General features: G+C 61.8%; 16 protein-coding genes. 5 read left to right on the top strand and 11 right to left on the bottom strand.

Features of this window, described 5'->3' with window-relative positions; genetic code table 11:
* Window positions 1-7: 7 nt before the first annotated feature.
* From fliN to ABJ363_10450, 10 genes are all read right to left on the bottom strand, one after another.
* Complete coding sequence (fliN, locus tag ABJ363_10495) at window positions 8-409, bottom strand: flagellar motor switch protein FliN (GenBank protein ID MEP4379420.1); 402 nt, start codon at window positions 407-409, stop codon at window positions 8-10.
* The gene (locus ABJ363_10490; protein MEP4379419.1) at window positions 402-1,148 is read right to left on the bottom strand and encodes a hypothetical protein; all 747 of its coding nucleotides are present in this window, start codon (window positions 1,146-1,148) and stop codon (window positions 402-404) included. The genes fliN and ABJ363_10490 overlap by 8 nt, the downstream gene beginning before the upstream one ends.
* Window positions 1,149-1,150: 2 nt before the next feature.
* Window positions 1,151-2,173 (bottom strand): flagellar motor switch protein FliG, encoded by a 1,023-nt coding sequence (gene fliG, locus ABJ363_10485; GenBank protein MEP4379418.1) that lies wholly within the window; start codon window positions 2,171-2,173, stop codon window positions 1,151-1,153.
* A 12-nt stretch (window positions 2,174-2,185) separates the two neighbouring features.
* Window positions 2,186-3,838 (bottom strand): flagellar basal-body MS-ring/collar protein FliF, encoded by a 1,653-nt coding sequence (fliF, locus tag ABJ363_10480; GenBank protein MEP4379417.1) that lies wholly within the window; start codon window positions 3,836-3,838, stop codon window positions 2,186-2,188.
* 236 nt (window positions 3,839-4,074) lie between these two features.
* A complete protein-coding gene (locus ABJ363_10475; GenBank protein ID MEP4379416.1) occupies window positions 4,075-4,362 on the bottom strand; it encodes a DUF1153 domain-containing protein in 288 nt (95 codons plus the stop codon).
* A gap of 182 nt (window positions 4,363-4,544) precedes the next feature.
* Window positions 4,545-5,864 (bottom strand): flagellar hook protein FlgE, encoded by a 1,320-nt coding sequence (gene flgE / locus ABJ363_10470; protein MEP4379415.1) that lies wholly within the window; start codon window positions 5,862-5,864, stop codon window positions 4,545-4,547.
* Between the two features lie 48 nt (window positions 5,865-5,912).
* Complete coding sequence (locus ABJ363_10465) at window positions 5,913-6,590, bottom strand: flagellar hook capping FlgD N-terminal domain-containing protein (protein MEP4379414.1); 678 nt, start codon at window positions 6,588-6,590, stop codon at window positions 5,913-5,915.
* Window positions 6,591-6,601: 11 nt separating this feature from the next.
* Window positions 6,602-8,035 carry a flagellar hook-length control protein FliK gene (locus ABJ363_10460; GenBank protein MEP4379413.1) on the bottom strand — a complete coding sequence of 478 codons (1,434 nt, stop codon included), beginning with the start codon at window positions 8,033-8,035 and terminating at the stop codon, window positions 6,602-6,604.
* Window positions 8,036-8,333: 298 nt separating this feature from the next.
* Window positions 8,334-8,759: a flagellar biosynthesis regulator FlaF gene (gene flaF, locus ABJ363_10455; GenBank protein MEP4379412.1), complete on the bottom strand. Its 426-nt coding sequence runs from the start codon at window positions 8,757-8,759 to the stop codon at window positions 8,334-8,336.
* Window positions 8,749-9,138 (bottom strand): flagellar biosynthesis repressor FlbT, encoded by a 390-nt coding sequence (locus ABJ363_10450; protein MEP4379411.1) that lies wholly within the window; start codon window positions 9,136-9,138, stop codon window positions 8,749-8,751. Before ABJ363_10450 ends, flaF begins: the two co-directional genes overlap by 11 nt.
* 189 nt (window positions 9,139-9,327) lie before the next feature.
* Between ABJ363_10450 and ABJ363_10445 the strand changes: the two genes are divergently transcribed.
* The 5 genes from ABJ363_10445 (at window position 9,328) to ABJ363_10425 (ending at window position 15,066) form a co-directional block, all read left to right on the top strand.
* Window positions 9,328-10,185 (top strand): TauD/TfdA family dioxygenase, encoded by an 858-nt coding sequence (locus tag ABJ363_10445; protein ID MEP4379410.1) that lies wholly within the window; start codon window positions 9,328-9,330, stop codon window positions 10,183-10,185.
* A gap of 139 nt (window positions 10,186-10,324) precedes the next feature.
* Window positions 10,325-11,362 (top strand): N-acetylneuraminate synthase family protein, encoded by a 1,038-nt coding sequence (locus tag ABJ363_10440; protein MEP4379409.1) that lies wholly within the window; start codon window positions 10,325-10,327, stop codon window positions 11,360-11,362.
* Complete coding sequence (locus ABJ363_10435) at window positions 11,359-12,129, top strand: acylneuraminate cytidylyltransferase family protein (protein MEP4379408.1); 771 nt, start codon at window positions 11,359-11,361, stop codon at window positions 12,127-12,129. Before ABJ363_10440 ends, ABJ363_10435 begins: the two co-directional genes overlap by 4 nt.
* Window positions 12,095-13,024: a hypothetical protein gene (locus ABJ363_10430; protein ID MEP4379407.1), complete on the top strand. Its 930-nt coding sequence runs from the start codon at window positions 12,095-12,097 to the stop codon at window positions 13,022-13,024. Before ABJ363_10435 ends, ABJ363_10430 begins: the two co-directional genes overlap by 35 nt.
* Window positions 13,025-13,059: 35 nt before the next feature.
* A complete protein-coding gene (locus ABJ363_10425) occupies window positions 13,060-15,066 on the top strand; it encodes a 6-hydroxymethylpterin diphosphokinase MptE-like protein (protein MEP4379406.1) in 2,007 nt (668 codons plus the stop codon).
* A gap of 21 nt (window positions 15,067-15,087) precedes the next feature.
* Here the strand turns inward: ABJ363_10425 and ABJ363_10420 are convergent, their stop codons facing one another.
* Window positions 15,088-17,088 carry a tetratricopeptide repeat protein gene (locus tag ABJ363_10420; protein ID MEP4379405.1) on the bottom strand — a complete coding sequence of 667 codons (2,001 nt, stop codon included), beginning with the start codon at window positions 17,086-17,088 and terminating at the stop codon, window positions 15,088-15,090.
* Window positions 17,089-17,275 lie beyond the last annotated feature (187 nt).

Genomic DNA, 17,275 nt, shown 5'->3' with positions numbered 1-17,275 from the left:
ATCGCGCTCAGTCGGCCTTGATGATTTCCGTCATCGTCACGCCGAGGCGTTCATTCACGACAACGACCTCGCCGCGCGCGACCAGACGGTTGTTGACGTAGATGTCGATCGCCTCGCCGACCTTACGGTCGAGTTCGACGACCGCGCCGCGCCCGAGTTTCAGAAGCTGGCTGACTTGCATCTGTGAGGTGCCGAGAACGGCGGCGATCTGTACGGGGATATCGTAGACAGCCCCGAGACCGGCAGCATTCAGCTCCGGATCTTCACCGTCGGCCGGCAACACTTCCTGACCGGCGTCGAGGGCATCGATTTCGTTGCTGTCCAGAATGGGTTCAGCGCTGACGGCCTCCGGCGGTGCCGTGGTTTCGGTGTCCAGATCTGATAGTTCGAGATTTTCAGTTTCATCCATGCCCGCTCTCCTGTTTCGCGGTGTCGTTTTCAACGTCGTTAAGGGACTGCGCGGACGCCACTGCATGGGCCTCCGGCAGGTCGTTGGGCTGCGCGGCGAGACTCTCGAGTTCGTCGAGAGGTGACGCCGGCATTGGTTGTGTGCGTGTGTCGGTGATCATGCTGACGGCGGCGTTGATTTCGGCCCACAGTCGATCGAGTTTCCGCTCTGCCCCACCGTCGGCCCAGAGCAGGCTGCAATCGGTTTCGGCGAGTTCGTCGTCACCCAGCAACACGAGTGACCCCTCGAAGGCACCCGACATCCGTTCAAACCGGGCCTGCAGATCTTCGACTTTCGCGTCGGCGACCCGCACAACCAGGCGCGGTTCATCCTGCATTTCGGTGATCGTGCGGACGACCAAACCCTCGATTTCGGTCATGACATTCTGAGCAGACAGCGTCGGCAGTATCTTGCGGCAGATGGTCAGGGCGAGTTCGCCCGCCTGTGTGGCTGCGTCGTTGGTTTCAGCGCCCCGCTGCGTGCATAGACCTTTGAAGGTCTCCGCCATCTGCGTGAGGAGCGTGAATATATCCTGTTCGTGCGCGGCGTCCTGTTCCGCCTGCATGGCGGCGCGGCCTTCCTCGAAACCCTGCGCGTGTGCCGCCGTAAGTTCCTCGGCGGTGTGAACGGCAGCCCGTTTCCGCATCTCGTCGGGATGGGCGAAGTCGTTCTCGAAGAGATATTTCTGTCCCGCTGGCATGATCAGTACACCAACTCTTCTTCGTCCTTGGTGTCGGCGATCATGATTTCACCCTTGTCGGCGAGCTCCTTGGCCTTGTTCACGATTTCGACCTGTGCGTCGTCGACGTCGCGTAATCTGACGGGGCCCATGCCCTCCATGTCCTCGCGCAGAATTTTGCCGGCGCGTTCGGACATGTTCGAGAAGAAGAGCTCGCGGATTTGTTCCGAAGAGCCCTTCATGGCCATGGCCAGCTTGTCTTTCTCAATCTCGCGCAACAAGGTTTGCACACCCGAGGTCTCCAGGTTCAGCAGGTCCTCGAAGGTGAACATCAGCGCCTTGATCTTGTCGGCGGCGTCCTTGTTGCGGTCTTCGAGGGAGGTCAGGAACTGGGCCTCCGTCTGGCGATCGAGGCCATTGAAAATTTCCGCCATCATCTCGTGAGAATCTGTTCGCTGCGCCCGCGCGAGGTTCGACATGAACTCGGTGCGCAGGGTTCGCTCCACATCGTCCAGGATTTCCTTCTGGACCGATTCCATGTTGAGCATCCGCATCACCACTTCCATGGCGAATGATTCGGGCAGCGTGGCCAGCACCTTCGCGGCGTGTTCCGAACGAATCTTGGAAAGGATAACCGCCACGGTCTGCGGGTATTCGTTCTTCAGATAGTTGGCGAGGACCTGCTCGTTCACATTGGCGAGCTTGTCCCACATGGTACGGCCCGCCGGCCCCCGGATTTCCTCCATGATGCCCTTGACCCGATCGTCGGGGAGCACCTTGGCGAGCAGCCGTTCGGTGCTGTCCATAGAGCCCGTCAGCGAACCGGTCGCCGACATCTGATCGACGAATTCATGGAAGATCTTCTCGACGATCTTGGAATCGATGGTTCCGAGATTGGCCATCGACTGGGAAACCTCGCGGATTTCCTCGTCGTCCATCATGCTGAAGAGACGCGAGGCGCCTTCTTCACCGACCGCGAGCATCATGATCGCTGCCTTCTCGGCACCGTTGATTGCTCTGATATCCTCGCGCAGGCGTCCCGCCATCGTTAAATGCTCCTAGGCGTCCTGATACATCCAGCCGCGCATGATCGAGATCGTCTCGTCGGGATGTTTCTCGACGATCTGATTGATCTGCGACAGCGATGACTTTTTCACTTTGCCGTCGACCTGGGCGATGTCGATTTCCGGATCGTCCTCGGCTTCGATTTCACGCGGCATGGGTTCGGCGTCGCCGCTCGATTCAAGGGCTTCGTAGTCCCCGGATGGGGGTGCTAGGCGCATTTGTTCGGCGCCCGCCGGCAACATGGCGGCCGATTCGCTTGCTGCATTCGCCGTCGCCGCGGCATCGAATGCGCGGGTCAGGAGCGGGCGCACGACCAGCAGCAGGACGAGCACCGCGACGATACCCAGGACCAGCATTTCAGCCAGGCGGAAGATGTCGTTTTTCTGAAAACCGAGCAGGCCGGCCTCCACGGCGACTTCGTCACCAATGTCGGGGGCGACAAATTGCTGGTTGATGACCTGGACAACGTCGCCGCGTTCTTCATTGAAGCCGATCGTCGATTTAACCAGTGCAACATAGTTCTCGAGTTCGTCGTCGGAGCGCGGCGAATAGGTTCCCTCGGCGTCGTAGGTGCCATCGACGAGCACCGCGACGCTAATGCGTTTCACCTGACCCGATTCCCGGACGAGCGTCGTGACCTTTCGGGAAATCTCGAAATTGACGGTTTCCTCGGCGCGGCGGGAGCTGTTGGTGTTGCGATTGTTGTCGCCCGCACCGTCCACGCTGCCCGCATTGGGCAGGTTGTTCGTGATGGAGACGGAGTCGTTGTTCTGCGCCTCGCTGTTTGCGTCTTCCTGTTCGACCGACTGGGTCGAGCGCACCACCTGGCCGTCGGGATCATAGGATTCATTGGTCGTCGTTACGCGGTCGAAGTCGATCTCGGCGGAGATTTCGGCGCGTACACCGCCAAATCCGATTGTGCTTTCGAGAAGCTTCTCGATCGAGCGGGCAAGGCGGGCCTCGTAGCGCTGGCGTGCTTCCTCGCCGTTGGCGCCCGACAGATTGCTGTCGTCTGTTCCTCCGCCGCGCGCGTGCAGGCGCCCGGTATGGTCGACGACTGAAATCTGGTCCGTTGTCAGTCCGGGCACGGCAGACGCGACCAGGTTCTGAATGGCCAGTACCTGGCTCCCCTGGATCGATGAACCGCGTAGCTTCAGGACCACCGATGCGGTCGGCTCCTGTTTGTCGCGTGTAAACAACTCGCGGCGTGGCAGCACGAGATGGACGCGGGCCGTCTGGACCTGCGCGAGGGCACTGATCGTGCGCGCGAGTTCGCCCTCGAGTGCGCGAACATGGTTAATTCGCTGGACAAAATTTGTCGTGCCGATGGCGTCCGTCTGATCGAAGAGTTCGTAGCCGACGGAGCCGCCACCGGGCAGTCCATCGGCGGCCATCGTCAGGCGCAGGCGCCCGACCGAGTCGGCGGGTACATAGATTTGAGTGCCGTTCCCGCGCACCTCGAACGGAATATTGTCGGCTTCGAGTCGCTGGGAAATAGCGCCCGCATCCTCAATAGCGAGGTCGCCGAACAGGAGCGACATCTCGGCGCTTCCGAGGCGTGTGGACATGAACATGAAAAAGGCGATCAGGCCAACGGCGACGAAGCCCATGATCGCAAGCCGGGCCGGGCCCAGCTGTCGCAGCATTTGTTGAAAACCGTTCACTCTGGCGACCGCCCCTGATTAACCAAAAACCGCCCGCCAGAAGCGGCGGGAACAGGGGGCAATTTAGGGGCGCTGAATGAAGAAGCAGTTAACGGGCGGCAAGAATTGCCGCCTCACTGGGAAAAGTTTTCCCAGTGCGGAAATCAGATCGCCACGCCATACCGGCGCGATGGCAGGAAGGTCGTCACCGCGCCGGTTTCCCGCCGCGGTGAATCGACCTATCGATAGTCCTGAAGACGCGTGACCCGCAGCGCGCGAACACCGTGTTCGTCGATCAGGCGCTGCCAGGAAAGGAACTCTTCGGCCGTAAGGCCATAGCGTTCGCAAGCCTGCTCAAGCGTAAGGAGGCCATCGCGTACGCCGTTTACAACGGCGGCCTTGCGACGAACGACCCAGCGCTTTGTATCGCGCGGGGGCAGCTCCTCCAGATTGGCCAGACGGCGCTGGGCGCCGGTATCGATTTGGGACAATTCGGCTTCCTGCCGGGTATAGAATTGACTGTCCATTGTGCAACCACCTCTTCCTGATTGTGGTCTGACGAAGGTAGTGCTCCGTGTTTTAAGGAAAGGCTAAATGGCGGATTTTATATGCTTGGATTTTACCTATCTGCCATCGTCGGTTGCGTTTACGGCCCCGATGTTCCCTGCCACGCCGGAAACATCGGGGCCGCCGCGTCACCCGCGGATGCCTAGCGCTTGATTCGCACCAGTTCTTCAAGCATCTGATCCGCCGTCGTGATGATTCGACTTGAGGCGGAGTAGGCGCGTTGGGTGATAATCATGTTGGTGAATTCCTCACCGAGATCGACGGTCGAGGCCTCCAGGCTGGCCGGTGAGATTTTGCCCGCGGATGCCGTGCCCGCAGGGTTGAGGAAGACGTTGCCTGCGTTGACGGTATGGGACCATGCGTTCCCGCTCTGCGCCTGCAGGGCATTCGGGTTGGCGAAGGTCGCGACCGGCAGCTTGTAGATCGACCGGGTGCCGCCATTGTCGAACAGGGCATTGACGCCGCCGGCTTCATCCACCTCGATGGACTGGAAGCGGCCGAATGTAACGCCGTTCTGGTTGATCGATGTGATCGAGTAGTTCGACGCGAACTGGGTGATGCCGTCGGCCTGGTTGGCCGTGCCCAGGTCGAAGGTGATGGCGCTGGTCGCCGCCGCCGTCGTCCAGTCGGCCGTCGGGACGGCAAGGGTTGTCGGCGAGTAGCTTGCCGGCGTGCCGTCACCGTTGAACACGACCGTATCGAGCGTGAGGGGCATGGAGGCGAGGGTCGCGCCCTGCAGGGACGCCGCACCATTGTCGGCGCGGGTGATGCCCGTTGCGTCCAACCGCCATGTCGGCGGCGCGGCGACGGTCTTGGTCCATTCCAGCGCGACGTTGTGACCGACACCGAGGGAGTCGTAAACGAGAACCGTCAGGTTCTGTGTATCACTGACCGCGGCGGTCGCCGGAAGGTTGAGCGCCAGGGTCACGCTCGATGTCGGTGTTGCGGTACCCGACAAGCTGGTGACCTGGATGGATTGCAGGTTGGTCAGGCTCGTCGGATCGGGGACGCTGCCGTCATCGACGCCGTTCTGATCGACATCGTAGGCGCCGTCGGGAAGGGTCGGCCAGCCGAGCAGATATTGCCCCGTGTTGTTGACCAGATAGCCGTTCGCGTCGACCGAGAACTGACCGGCGCGGGAATACAGATAGTTGCCGCTGGTTGGCGTCGAGCTGGAATTGACCACGAAGAACCCGCGGCCGGAGACGGCCAGATCGGTCGGATTCTGGGACGCTTGTAGCAGCCCCTGACGGTCGACCATCTGAAACGGATTCGACTGCACGCCGCCCGGCGCGTAACGGCTTAATGACGAGGCATTGGTGACCAGGGTCGAGAACCGGGCCTGGGTGTGCTTGTAACCAATCGTGTTCAGGTTGGAGATGTTGTCGGAAATCATGCCCATTGCCTGACTGTTGGCATTGAGACCTGAAACGCCCGAGAACATCGCGCCATAGATACTCATATTCGGTTCTCCCCTTGGGGTTGGAAAACGGCTGAAATGGTGGCCGGACTATTCGGCCGGGATTTCATCGGGCGTTGCCGCCGCGAAGATTGAAGTGAGAGGTATGTTGATCGGTCCGACCTGGACGAAGGTCTGTCCGGCCTCCTGGGTTACGCCCGTGGCGGTTCCCTTGAGATAGACGGATATGGGGTCGAGCGCGGCGTCGTCCTGATCCACCGCGCTGACGAGGATCGAGTAAACGCCGTCGGCCTGCAGGACACCCTGTTCGTTCAGGCCGTCCCATGTTGTGCTGTGGTGTCCGGGATCGGTCTCGGCCGGCAGGGTCTTGATAATGTTGCCGTCGGCATCGAAGATCGTGATCGACGTCGTGTGGGCACCGACCGGCATATCGTAGGAAAATTCTGCGCTGCCGTTGTCGAGATAAACGGCGGAGCTTTGGGCTTCGACCTCTGTGCCGAGATAGGACAGCGCGGCGGTGGCCTCTGCAGACTGCTGCAGCGCGATGACCTGCTCCAGATTATCGTTCGCCTTAATTTCCTGCTCGAGTTGACTGAACATCACGAGCTGGTTGGTGAATTCCGTCGAATCCATCGGCGAAAGGGGGTCCTGGTTCTGCAACTGAACGGTCAGCATGGTCAGGAACTGGTCGAAATTCTCCGACAGCGACTTCTTCGCCACGTCGGAGTCTGACGAGTCCGCGCCGGAGGTGAGAGCTGCGATATCCATCGGCTTCCTTCCTATACTTCCACGTCGAGAAGACCGTCATGGTGCCGCCGGTCGGCGGCTTCGGCCTCGATCTGGCCGTGACCATCGTCATGTTCGGTGTGTTCGGAGCGGTTGGTGCCGTCCGATGATTGTCCGTCCGGATCCGACGCCGTATCGGCGGATGCACCCGGATCGCGGCGCTCGAACGAAAGGCTGTCGGAGTTGGTGCGCAGGCCCGCTTCTTCGAGCGCGCGTTGCAATGTCCGCGCATCGCGTTCGAGCATATCGAGCGTCTCGGGTTTCTCGGCCGTCACGATCGCCTGGACCGTTTTGTCCGGCGAAAGCTCCAGTTTCACTTCGACCTTGCCGAGGGCGGCGGGGGAGAGGCGGATGCTGATCCGGTCGGTGCCGCTGCGCGCGGCGTTCTGAATTTGTACCGACACCTGCTCCGCCGGGCGTGATCCGGGCAGGTTGAACGGGGTGCGGGTCGCCGCGGTTTTTGCTGCGGCCGTCGTGTTGGTACGCTCTGCGCTGTTCTGAACCTGGGTGTTCGTATCGCCACCGTCGCCGGAACTGGCCGCCGTCAGGCTGTCGGCGAATACAGCGTTCTGGGTGGCGGGCTGGCCCTGAGCGAGGTTGGGCGTTGCATTCGTTGTCGCGGCGGAAGTCGACGCGTTCTGCGGGAAGGCGGCGCGGAACACCTGATCGAGGCGCCCGGCTTCGGACTTCGGTTGCGATGCTTCCTGCGGCGCCGACGCAGGCTTGGCCGTATCCGTCGATTGTGCAGCCGTGCGCGCGGCCGGGTTGGCGGTTGCGCCCTCGGCCTTGGCGAGCTGCGATTTCGCGGTCTCGACATGCTGTGCGTTCGCCTGCAACACGCGCGAGCGCCTGTTCAGAACGCGCACTTCGGACAGATTGGCCGCACCCGGGGCGGCGCTGCCGGTGCCAGCCAGGGCGGCATTGAGTTGATCCGGGGGCGATGTTGCGCCGGCGGCGGCGTCGCCGGCCTGCGGGCTGTTCAATTGTGTCCCTGAGAGCGCGGCGCTCCCGGACATGTTCCCGGTCGTCGGGATCGTCCCCGCTGTCAACGCCTGCTGTAGAGCGGTGGGAGAAGAAACGGCGTTCTCACCGGCATCCGCAGCCGACCGGTTGGCGTCTTCATGCGAGCTGTTCTGATCCGATGCACGGTCGTCGTCGGAATGCCAGTCCGGGTCAGCATCTTCATTTCTGTTGTCATCAAGGTCGTCATAGGCAGACGCGTCGTCCGCCCAGTCATCGCGCGCGGTCAGCGTGTCGAGTTCGTCATAGACCGCGTCAGGCGTCGGTCGATCAGACGCGTCGGAGAACATGTCGGACGAGAGGAATTCGGCAAATGGCCGGATAAGCGAATCCGAAGCCGTCTGACCGGGCGTGTTCCCGGTGGCAGACCGCAAGGACAAATCATATTCAGTGGTCGGCAAATCCATTATCGCTTCCTGCGAAACTGTTGCGGCGTACCTGCCGCGGCTTGCCAATTACTCAGCAAGCGCCGGGCCAGTTTCCACGAAAACAATTATACCGTTGAAAACAAACGATAATAATGGAGTTTGGTCGCCGAGATGATTGGTGTGTGGGCCTGTTTCTCGGGAAAATATTGCCGTCGCAGGGAAAACCCTGCCGCTGATGTGTCGCGGTGTTTTGCCGCGAAACGCAAAACGGCCGGCGAGGGCCGGCCGTTTCGAAACGGATCGCGAGTGGGTTCGCGAAACGGGTCTGGTGTGACGCCTAGGCGCTCATGCGTTCCAGCGCGTCGGTGTTGGCAGCCGGTGTGTCCATCACCGCGCCGGGATCGGCCAGCAGGCCGGCGGCGATATTGCGATTGATGCTGATCAGAATGTCGAGTTTGTCGGGGTTCGGGTCCGACAGGATTTCAACCGTGTGCTTGTCGATGAAATTGCACAGGGTAATCACGTTTGTCCTGATTTCCGGCGGCAACGGCGATTCCTGGGAATTGACCTCCGATTGGAAAATCGTCCAGAGGCGCCAGTTCAGCCGTACCGTGTCGAGAAGCTCTTTCTTCTCTTCGGGCTTGTCTTTTGCCGCCGTCAGCCGACGCGCGGCCTCGAGCAGGGCACGACCTTCGGTTTCGCGCGGGGACCCGCCCTGCTGGCCAGGCTGACGATACTGTGCCGACGCATGTTCATTGGACATGATTCATAATCTCCGCTTCCAGGTCGATAAGCCGATGGCATTCCTTGAGGGCGCCATACAGATCGTGTTCGTCCACATGTTTTCGAATGGCGCCGGCGACATCGCCCGTGCTGGGGGCGGCGTCCTGGAACTCTTCGAGGAGGGATGCGAAATCGCCGAGATGGTCGTTCTCGCGATCCTTGAACATGTAGGCGCATTGCAGGGCCAGATAGACCCGGCGGGCCGGCGTGCTCGCCGTATCCGCCGTCATGATGTCCTTCTGACGAAGGATGTGTGCCTTGTTCTCGAAGACAAGGTTGATGTCTGCTCCGTCATTCTTGATGACGGCGCCGTTGACCACGAATTTCTCGCCTTTGGCGAGCGACAATTTAAGAGGCATGACCCCTACCGGGTTAGGTGACGTTCGGACGCTACTTTCGCCCCGGGCTGTTAAGGAAGAGTAAAAAGCGCGGAATTTGCCGAAAATTGTTCGTACTTTCGCGCAGGATCCGTACTTGCCGGGTCACTGACGATCGTGGAAGATCGGCGGATAACCGGACGAAATTGGGTAAGCGGGGCCCTTATTGCGATGGCATATGAAAGTTTTGAAATGCACGAGATGTCGCCGGCATGTGGTGCCGTCATCGAAGGCATTGATCTCTCCCGGGAATTAACCAACCGGGCGTTCGATGAGATTCACGAGGCATTGCTCGAACGCACGGTGATTGTGTTCCGTGACCAGAATCTGACCCCGGATCAACATGTCGCCATCGCACGCCGTTTCGGTGAATTGCAGCCGTCGGCCGTATCCGGGTTCGAGAAGAGCAAGGATAATCCGGAGATTGATATCCTCGAGTATGACGCCTCCAAGCCACCCCATGAAACGCTCGATCTGTGGCACACGGATTTCGCGGGAATGGAGATCCCGAGCATGGGCACGGCGCTGTATGCCCGGGACATTCCGCCGCGCGGCGGCGACACGGTCTGGGTCAACATGGTGGCTGCGTATGAGGCCCTGTCGGACCGGATGCGGGCGCATGTGGATGGGTTGTGGGCGTATCATGACCGGTTCAAGGCCTACGGCGAACATGTCCGCCCGGAACTCTGGAGCAGGGATCACCAGGAACATTTGCGTAACCGCAAGGCGACCTACACGCCCGCCCTTCACCCGGTCGTGCGGACCCACCCCGTGACGGGCAAGAAGGGGCTGTTCGTGAACGAATCCATGACCAGCTTCATCAAGGACATGGACCGCCGCGAGAGCGATTTCCTGCTGCGTTACCTGTTCGACTACCTGCGGACACCCGAGTTTCAGTATCGCCATAAATGGAAGACCAACGACCTGGCGGTTTGGGACAACCGGCTATCGCTGCACTACGCCCTGTTCGACTACACCGAACACCGGCTGATGCACCGCATTGTCATCAAGGGCGACAAGCCGGTCTAGGCGGGATGAAATCGAACGGCATCGCCGCGCGAATCAAACCGCGTCGGTTCAGACGTTATTAACCACCATTAACTAAGCTTTCCCGATGAAGCGTCGGCCCGTCGCCGGCGAGTCCTTTTCATTTGCGGGAATGCCCACCATGCCTCTTCATTCCGACGGTCGCGCCTATGTCATCGCCGAGATCGGCGCGAACCATAACGGCAACATGAAACTCGCACGCGAACTGGTCGATGCCGCCAAAGCCGGCGGCGCCGATGCGGCCAAATTCCAGAGCTGGGGCACGGGGCTGTTTGCCCGCTCCGTCTATGAGGCCAATCCCGGGCTCGAGGATCAGGTCGCGGAATATGCGGTCGCCGAGGGTGATATGGCCGAGCTCGCGGCCTACTGTCGCGAGGTCGACATCGACTTCGCCTCCACGCCCTGCTCCGACGAAGAGCTGCACGCGCTTGATCTTCTCGACCCGCCCTTCATCAAGCTCGCCTCGATGGATTTGAACAACGACCCGCTGCTGCGTGTCGCGGCCGGGAAAGGCCGGCCGATCGTGCTGTCGACCGGCTTCGCGACCATGGGCGAAATCGAACATGCGCTCGCGACATTGGAAGCCTGTGGTCATCGCGACACGACCCTGTTGCATTGTATCGCGCTCTATCCGCCGCCCGCCGACGACTACATGAACCTGCGCAATATCGAGATGTTGCGCGACGCGTTCGGCTATCCGGTCGGATTTTCCGATCACACGATCGGGGTTGAAATTCCCCTCGCCGCGATCGCGCTGGGCGCGGTCGTGATCGAGAAACACTTCACGCTCGACAAGAATATGGAGGGCTGGGACCACGCCGTCTCGGCCGATCCCGCCGATCTGGCTCTCATCGCCTCGGCTGCGGGACGCATTCCCGCCGCTCTCGGAGAACGCCGCCGCGTTGTCTCCGACGCCGAGCGCCAGCAAAGCCTCGGCATGCGACGCAGCGTGGTCGCCGCGCGGCCACTGCCGGCGGGGCATGTCCTGTCGGAGACGGATGTAACCTATCGCCGTCCCGGCACCGGAATTTCCCCCAATGACGCTCATCGCCTGTTCGGCCGTGTGCTCGTGCATGATATTTCGGCGGATGCGTTGCTGTCCGATGACGACCTGGCACCGGCCCCGTCTGTGGCCGCCGGTATCAGCGACGCCGCATGATCGTTATCGTTCCTGCGCGCGGCGGCTCAAAGGGGCTGCCGGGCAAGAATACCCGGCTGTTTGCGGGTGAGCCGCTGATCGTCCATACCTTGCGGACCGCGCTGGCTGCACGATCCGTTACCCGGGTGCTTGTCACGACGGATGATGACGAGATCATGCGGATTGCCCGCGATATCGAGGGGGTTGAAATCCCGGTTCGCCGGCCGCCGCATCTCGCATCCGACACCGCCAACGCGCTCGACGCCTATCTGCATCTGATCGACAGCCTCGAGCTTATCGAGGGATCCGCACCGCGCGAGGTGTGCGTGTTGTTGCCGACCTCACCGCTGCGTTCGCCCGACGACATCGACGGCGCGATCGCGCTTTATCACCGCAAGGGAGCCGATGCCGTGATTTCGGTGAGCGAAGCCAAGCCGCTGGCCTGGCTGCACACGATCGCCGCCGACGGCCAGTTGGTCCCCGCGGTTGCAAGCGACGGCCCGCTGGTCAACCGCCAGGCGCATGATGAGGCCTATCTGCCGAACGGTTCTGTTTATGTCTTCGATGTCGCGGCGGCACGCCGGCGCGGCTCGATCTACGGCGGCGAAATGTTCGCCCATGTGATGCCCGTTGAACGCGCGGTCGATATCGATGCCGAAGCGGACTTTCTGGCCGCCGAGGCGCTTTTCCTGCAGCGCCCCGAAAACCGATTGAAACGCCAACGGAATGACCAACAGGAGCTCGACCAGGCCGATGACCCGGTTCGCCATCTGCACCGCGCTGTATGAGGCCGGGCGGCCTTATTTCGATGCCTATACGGCGGGCCTGCGCGCTGCCGTAAGCGGTGCCGATGTTTGCCTGGTACTCGCGATCGATGATTTCGATGCGCCGGACCCCTTGATTGCGGCCTTACGCGAGATCTGTCCAGTCATGACCATCAAGGCGCGTGACGCGGCGACACCCGCGCAAGTGCGACGCACCCTTCTCATGGCTGCCCTCGAGACCGGTGCGGACTTCCTGATTTTTGCCGATATGGACGACATGCTGGCCGCCAATGCGCCCGGGTTGCATGAAGACGCGTTGGCCATGGGCTCGGGCGCGGATATTTCGTTCGGTGATCTGGAGCTGATGGATACCCGCGGAGAATACCTCCACCGGCGCTTTTTCGATGGCGTGAAACTGCCGCGCCATGTGGACGACCCGGCGGCATTGGCCGGGCGGAATTTTCTGGGCCTGTCCAACACTGCGGTACGCGCCGCGTCATTGACCGAGGAAGCGTTGCACATTCCCGCCGACGTGGTGGCGGCGGACTGGTGGATTTTCACGACCTTGCTGCGCGCCGGCCGCACGGCCCGGCGCACGATGTCTCCCGTGGCTGCGTACCGCCTATACGGCGGCAACACGCTGGGTGCCGGTGTGCCCGCGACGCGGGCGCAACTGGACCGGTCGATTGAAATCGCCATGCGTCACTACCGGGCGTTTCCCGCCACGCGCGAGCTTGCCGCCCGCCATGGCCGCCTGGAGACGCTGGTCCAGACCCTGTCCGGCAGTTCGGACACGCAAGCGGCGGCGGCCTTGAATGCCTGTGCCGGGCGGCCCGGTGTCTGGTTCGAGTTTCTCGACTGGATCGAGATCGAACCGGCAGACGAACGTCAGGCGCGCGGACGCCTGTCGGCGGCCTGACCGCTCATCGACGTACCGAGGAGTTGGAGAAAAGCATGAACGACCCGAAGATCCTGTCTCGTCCCGACATGTCCGCTGCAGCGGTCGAGGCGCGTGTGGCGCAGAACCTGGCGGCCTTCGAACGCCATGCGCCCCAACTCCATGCACGGCTGGCCAACATGAACCACACGGCCACCCAATTGTCGGCAGACGAAGCCGGGCGGCTCGATATTGTTTTCGGTGAGGGCGCGCTCTACCGCGCCGATGCGATTGACTACGCCAACACACAATTGGCGGAATATTTCGCGGAGCCGGAGCGTGTCTATATCTCCATGAAAACCGCGGACAAACTTTTGGGGTTGGCGGGCGAGTTTGCGCGCTGGTCGGTGGCGTATCCCGAAACTCACGGCATCGCCCTCGAACAGGTACGGACCGGCGGCGATGCCGGCTATATGTTCGTGTACGGCGTCGGACTGGGTCTGCACCTGGCGCCGCTGGTTGCACATGCGGGCTGCCGGGACCTGGTCCTGATCGAGCCCAATCTGGAACATATCCGGCACAGCCTCTCCACCATCGATTGGGCTGAAATCTTCATGGCGATCCATGGAGCCGGGGGTTCGGTCTACTTCATTTTCGAGCGCGACATCGATGCGATTTCATCGCGTATCCGCGAGGTCGTCCGGGAAACCGGCACCGCATTCCTCGACGGGTCCTATGTCTATCAGCATCTGGGATCGGGCGTGCTCAATGGCGCCCACCAGGCATTCCACGATGATTTCGCGCTCCACATTTACGGCCTCGGATTCTACGAGGATGAAGTGGTGATGATGTCCAACGCGGTCAGTAATCTGGGCCGCGGGACGACCAAGGTCATCGCGAGCCCGCTGCCGGTCCGCGACACGCCCGTGATGATCTGCGGGTCGGGTCCATCGATCGACAGGGATATGGATTTCATCATCGCCAACCGCGAAAACGTCATCCTGGTCTCGCTCGGTTCAAGCCTTCGCGCCCTGCGGGCGAACGGCCTGACGCCGGACTATCATGTCGAGCTGGAGAATGAGGCCGCGAATGCGCGCAACGTTCGCAACGCCGTCGAGGAGTTCGGCAAGCCCGAAGGCACCACGCTCATCGCATCGACCAGCGTACGACCCGAAGTGTGCCGGTATTTCGACGACCGGGTGTTCTATTTTCGTGACCGGGTCAGTTCGACAATGCTGCTGAGTTCCGGCGCGGATCCGCTGGGGGCCTGCGGGCCGTCCGTCGCGAACGCCGCGTTGATCACGCTGCTCTATATGGGGTTCCGGAAACTGTACCTGTTCGGCGTCGACATGGGCACGCGCGAACGCGACACCTATCACGCGTCGGCGACCTATATCGGCCTGGGCAAGGCGCCGGAGTGGGGCGGTGAGAATCGCTTCGAAGTGCCGGCGAACTTCGGCGGCACGGCCTACACCGAAGGCATACTAAACTGGAGCCGCTTCACCTTCGAGAATGTGGTGCGCCTGCACCGTGACCTCGACTGCATCAACTGCAGCGACGGGGTCCGCATCGCCCATGCCACGCCGCAGCTCTCACGGCTCGTAACATTTCCCCAGGGGCGCCTGGATCGTGCGAAAGTGAAAGCGCGGGTGGCGGAAGGCCTGCCGAACTATTCCGACAGCCATTGCCAGAGCCTGTGGCGCCGTGAGCAACTGGAGCGGCATGCGGGCGCGGTCTTTGGCCGCGTGAACGATATTCTCAAGGGGGCCGACCCGGCCGGTGACATGGCGTGGGCGCGCGACCTCTATGAAGAGACCCGGTATGCCGAAGTGATCACCACCGAGCCTCCGACCCGGGTGTTTCTGTTCGGGACCACCGTGCTGTTGCTGGCAAGCATGATCTGGGTGGAGGGGCGGATTACGGACCCCGAATCCCGTATCGAATACCGGCGCGCGGCTTTGGCGGAGCTGGAGTCCCTGTTTGCGCGCATGGCACGGCGCTACACGCGGCTTCTCGATGATGTCGATGCGTTCTTCGACGGCACGCGCGAGGAGCTCGAGGCCTTCAAAGAGGACGTCGCGTAAAGTTTCGGGGTCTGGGAGGGGTTAGTCTTCGGCCTGCGCGTTGCACCACCGAATCCAGTGAGCCCGATACGCGGCCTCCAGACTGGCGGTAAACCTACCAACATCGAACAGGGGGGCGTCGGCGAGCGAAAGCCGCATATTCTGCCGGTGTTCGTGCAGCAACTCGACGTTGCCTGCCAGGCCCTGGACGGTGTCGCGCAAACCGTCGGGACCGGAATATACCCAGGCTTCCTTGCCCGCGGCAGTTAAGGCGCGCGCGCCCGCTGATCCGGATTCTGCGAGCGCTGGTACGCCCATCCACAAAGCTTCACCGACTTCGGTAAAACCGCTCTGCGGCATGGTGTCGAGCACAATGTCGATATAGTCCATGAACTTCGCGCGCGGTGCGCGGGGATCTTCGAGTTCCGCGATGGTGACGCGCTCGCTCAATCCCACATGGGCAGCCAGCCGATAAACGCGATCCAGCGTCTCGCTGTCCATCCGGGCGTGGTTGGCGACCAGCAGTTTCGCATCGGGCACCGCTTCGAGGGCGGTCTTCCAGATCGCGACGCTGTCCGGGCCCAATGCGGAGAACGGTCCCAGCACCCCAAAGGTGATGTGGCCGTTGGTTGACAGCGGCGGGACCGGGTTGACCGCCGGCATGCCGGCCATGGTAATCGGATGATCGGCCGGCAGGGTCAGGGCGGACGCACCATCGTCGGTCGTTGTGGCGGCGTTCGTTCCGGCGGCGATATTTTCCTTGCAAACCGTGTCCGTGCCGACGAGTTGGGCGTCATGGACATCGAGGGATGCGGGCCGGACACCCAGCCAGCCTAGGCACACCGGTGCGGGCCGACGTGCGAATGTAAGCATGCGATTGTCCGTGCCATGCCCGCGCAGATCGACGGCGATATCGATCCCGTCCCCCCGGATGATTTCGGCGGCGGTTTCCGGATCGACCCTCCGAAGGTCGGTCCACCGTGCCGTGTGGCGCATCAGACTCTCGGTCATCGGGTCCTGGCGCGCATCGTCGGCGTAGACATAGATCTCGATCGTGTTTCGGTCATGGCGCGCCAGAACAGGCTCGAGCATCGGTGCGAGGTCGCCCGCATGCAGGCCCGCGCCGATGTAACCGATGCGAAGCCTGCGGTCGGGTTCCGTGGGATTCGAGAATGCGACCGGCCGTTTGGCATCGCGACACCCGAACCGGTCGATCCAGCTCCGGCATGCCGTGGCGAACGGCGACACGGGATCCTCAACGCCATATTGCTTTGCCAATGTTCGGATTCGTGCCTGTTCCGGTGCGGGATCGCCGGGCTGGCGCCGAATGACCATGGCATGAGCCAGCATGGCGTCGTCGAATTTTCCGGCGGCGCCCAGAAAACGGGCCAAATTCTCATAGTCGTGCGCAGTCGCGCAGTCCCGGATCACGGTTTGCAGGGCCGACACGGCGCTGGTGACCTGGCCCATTTCGAACAGCGCGGATGCGATCAGCCGCAGGGTCTCGGGTTCGTTGGGTGTGAGTTCCAGCTGGGTGCTGCACAGATCGACCGCCTCTTGCATGGCCCCGCGGTCGAATGCTTTGCGTGCGCGATTTCGAAAAGTATGCGGGCGGGCAAAGTTCAGGTTCTTGAAATACTCGGTGAATTTGGGAGGCAGCAGCGCGGCGCCAAGCGGATGGGGCGTGAGGATGGTCGCCAGCTTCGCGTAGTAGAGGGATTCCGTGCTGTCCCCCAGCTGCGCCAGAATTGTCGCCAGGGCGTCGGCATATTCGCGTGATTCCGGATCTGCGGCCTGGGCGCGGCGCAACAGATCGACGGCAGATACAGGCTCATCGAGTTTCCAGCTCACCAGTCCGAGCAGCATCAGTGCTTCGGGTGAACCCGGGCATGCCGCCAGAAGTCGCTCACATGCCGCGATGGCGCCGTCGTAATTCTCGACATCGAAGGCGGCGCGCGCCGCGCGCACATGGCCTTCGACCATAGCGTCGAAGGCATGCGTTTCTGCGGGTTGTGACGGGTCCTGGGGTGCCGCGAGAGTCATGCTCGTATCGTATGCAGCCCTGCTTAACGGGCGATTAACCTCAAAGGAAAAGGGGGAGCCGAAGCTCCCCCTTTCCCAGGGATCGATTGTCGAAGTTCCGGTTTAACGGAGCAGCGACAGAACCGACTGTTCGGCCTGACCGGCGAAGGACAGGGCCGAGATACCGAGCTGCTGACGCGTCTGCAAC

The organism is Alphaproteobacteria bacterium (assembly GCA_039980135.1).
Classification (GTDB): domain Bacteria; phylum Pseudomonadota; class Alphaproteobacteria; order UBA6615; family UBA6615; genus UBA8079.
Note: the sequence above shows the minus strand (reverse complement) of the source record. Positions and strands in the feature narration are given on the sequence as shown.

What these genes read in the sequence shown, in the direction of transcription:
- ABJ363_10450 (MEP4379411.1), bottom strand. Translation starts at nt 9,138, where the DNA reads ATGCCTCTTAAATTGTCGCTCGCCAAAGGCGAGAAATTCGTGGTCAAC.
- fliG (MEP4379418.1), bottom strand. Translation starts at nt 2,173, where the DNA reads ATGGCGGGACGCCTGCGCGAGGATATCAGAGCAATCAACGGTGCCGAG.
- ABJ363_10420 (MEP4379405.1), bottom strand. Translation starts at nt 17,088, where the DNA reads ATGACTCTCGCGGCACCCCAGGACCCGTCACAACCCGCAGAAACGCAT.
- flgE (MEP4379415.1), bottom strand. Translation starts at nt 5,864, where the DNA reads ATGAGTATCTATGGCGCGATGTTCTCGGGCGTTTCAGGTCTCAATGCC.
- ABJ363_10475 (MEP4379416.1), bottom strand. Translation starts at nt 4,362, where the DNA reads ATGGACAGTCAATTCTATACCCGGCAGGAAGCCGAATTGTCCCAAATC.
- ABJ363_10490 (MEP4379419.1), bottom strand. Translation starts at nt 1,148, where the DNA reads ATGCCAGCGGGACAGAAATATCTCTTCGAGAACGACTTCGCCCATCCC.
- fliN (MEP4379420.1), bottom strand. Translation starts at nt 409, where the DNA reads ATGGATGAAACTGAAAATCTCGAACTATCAGATCTGGACACCGAAACC.
- ABJ363_10435 (MEP4379408.1), top strand. Translation starts at nt 11,359, where the DNA reads ATGATCGTTATCGTTCCTGCGCGCGGCGGCTCAAAGGGGCTGCCGGGC.
- flaF (MEP4379412.1), bottom strand. Translation starts at nt 8,759, where the DNA reads ATGTCCAATGAACATGCGTCGGCACAGTATCGTCAGCCTGGCCAGCAG.
- ABJ363_10460 (MEP4379413.1), bottom strand. Translation starts at nt 8,035, where the DNA reads ATGGATTTGCCGACCACTGAATATGATTTGTCCTTGCGGTCTGCCACC.
- ABJ363_10465 (MEP4379414.1), bottom strand. Translation starts at nt 6,590, where the DNA reads ATGGATATCGCAGCTCTCACCTCCGGCGCGGACTCGTCAGACTCCGAC.
- ABJ363_10445 (MEP4379410.1), top strand. Translation starts at nt 9,328, where the DNA reads ATGGCATATGAAAGTTTTGAAATGCACGAGATGTCGCCGGCATGTGGT.
- ABJ363_10425 (MEP4379406.1), top strand. Translation starts at nt 13,060, where the DNA reads ATGAACGACCCGAAGATCCTGTCTCGTCCCGACATGTCCGCTGCAGCG.
- fliF (MEP4379417.1), bottom strand. Translation starts at nt 3,838, where the DNA reads ATGCTGCGACAGCTGGGCCCGGCCCGGCTTGCGATCATGGGCTTCGTC.
- ABJ363_10430 (MEP4379407.1), top strand. Translation starts at nt 12,095, where the DNA reads ATGACCCGGTTCGCCATCTGCACCGCGCTGTATGAGGCCGGGCGGCCT.
- ABJ363_10440 (MEP4379409.1), top strand. Translation starts at nt 10,325, where the DNA reads ATGCCTCTTCATTCCGACGGTCGCGCCTATGTCATCGCCGAGATCGGC.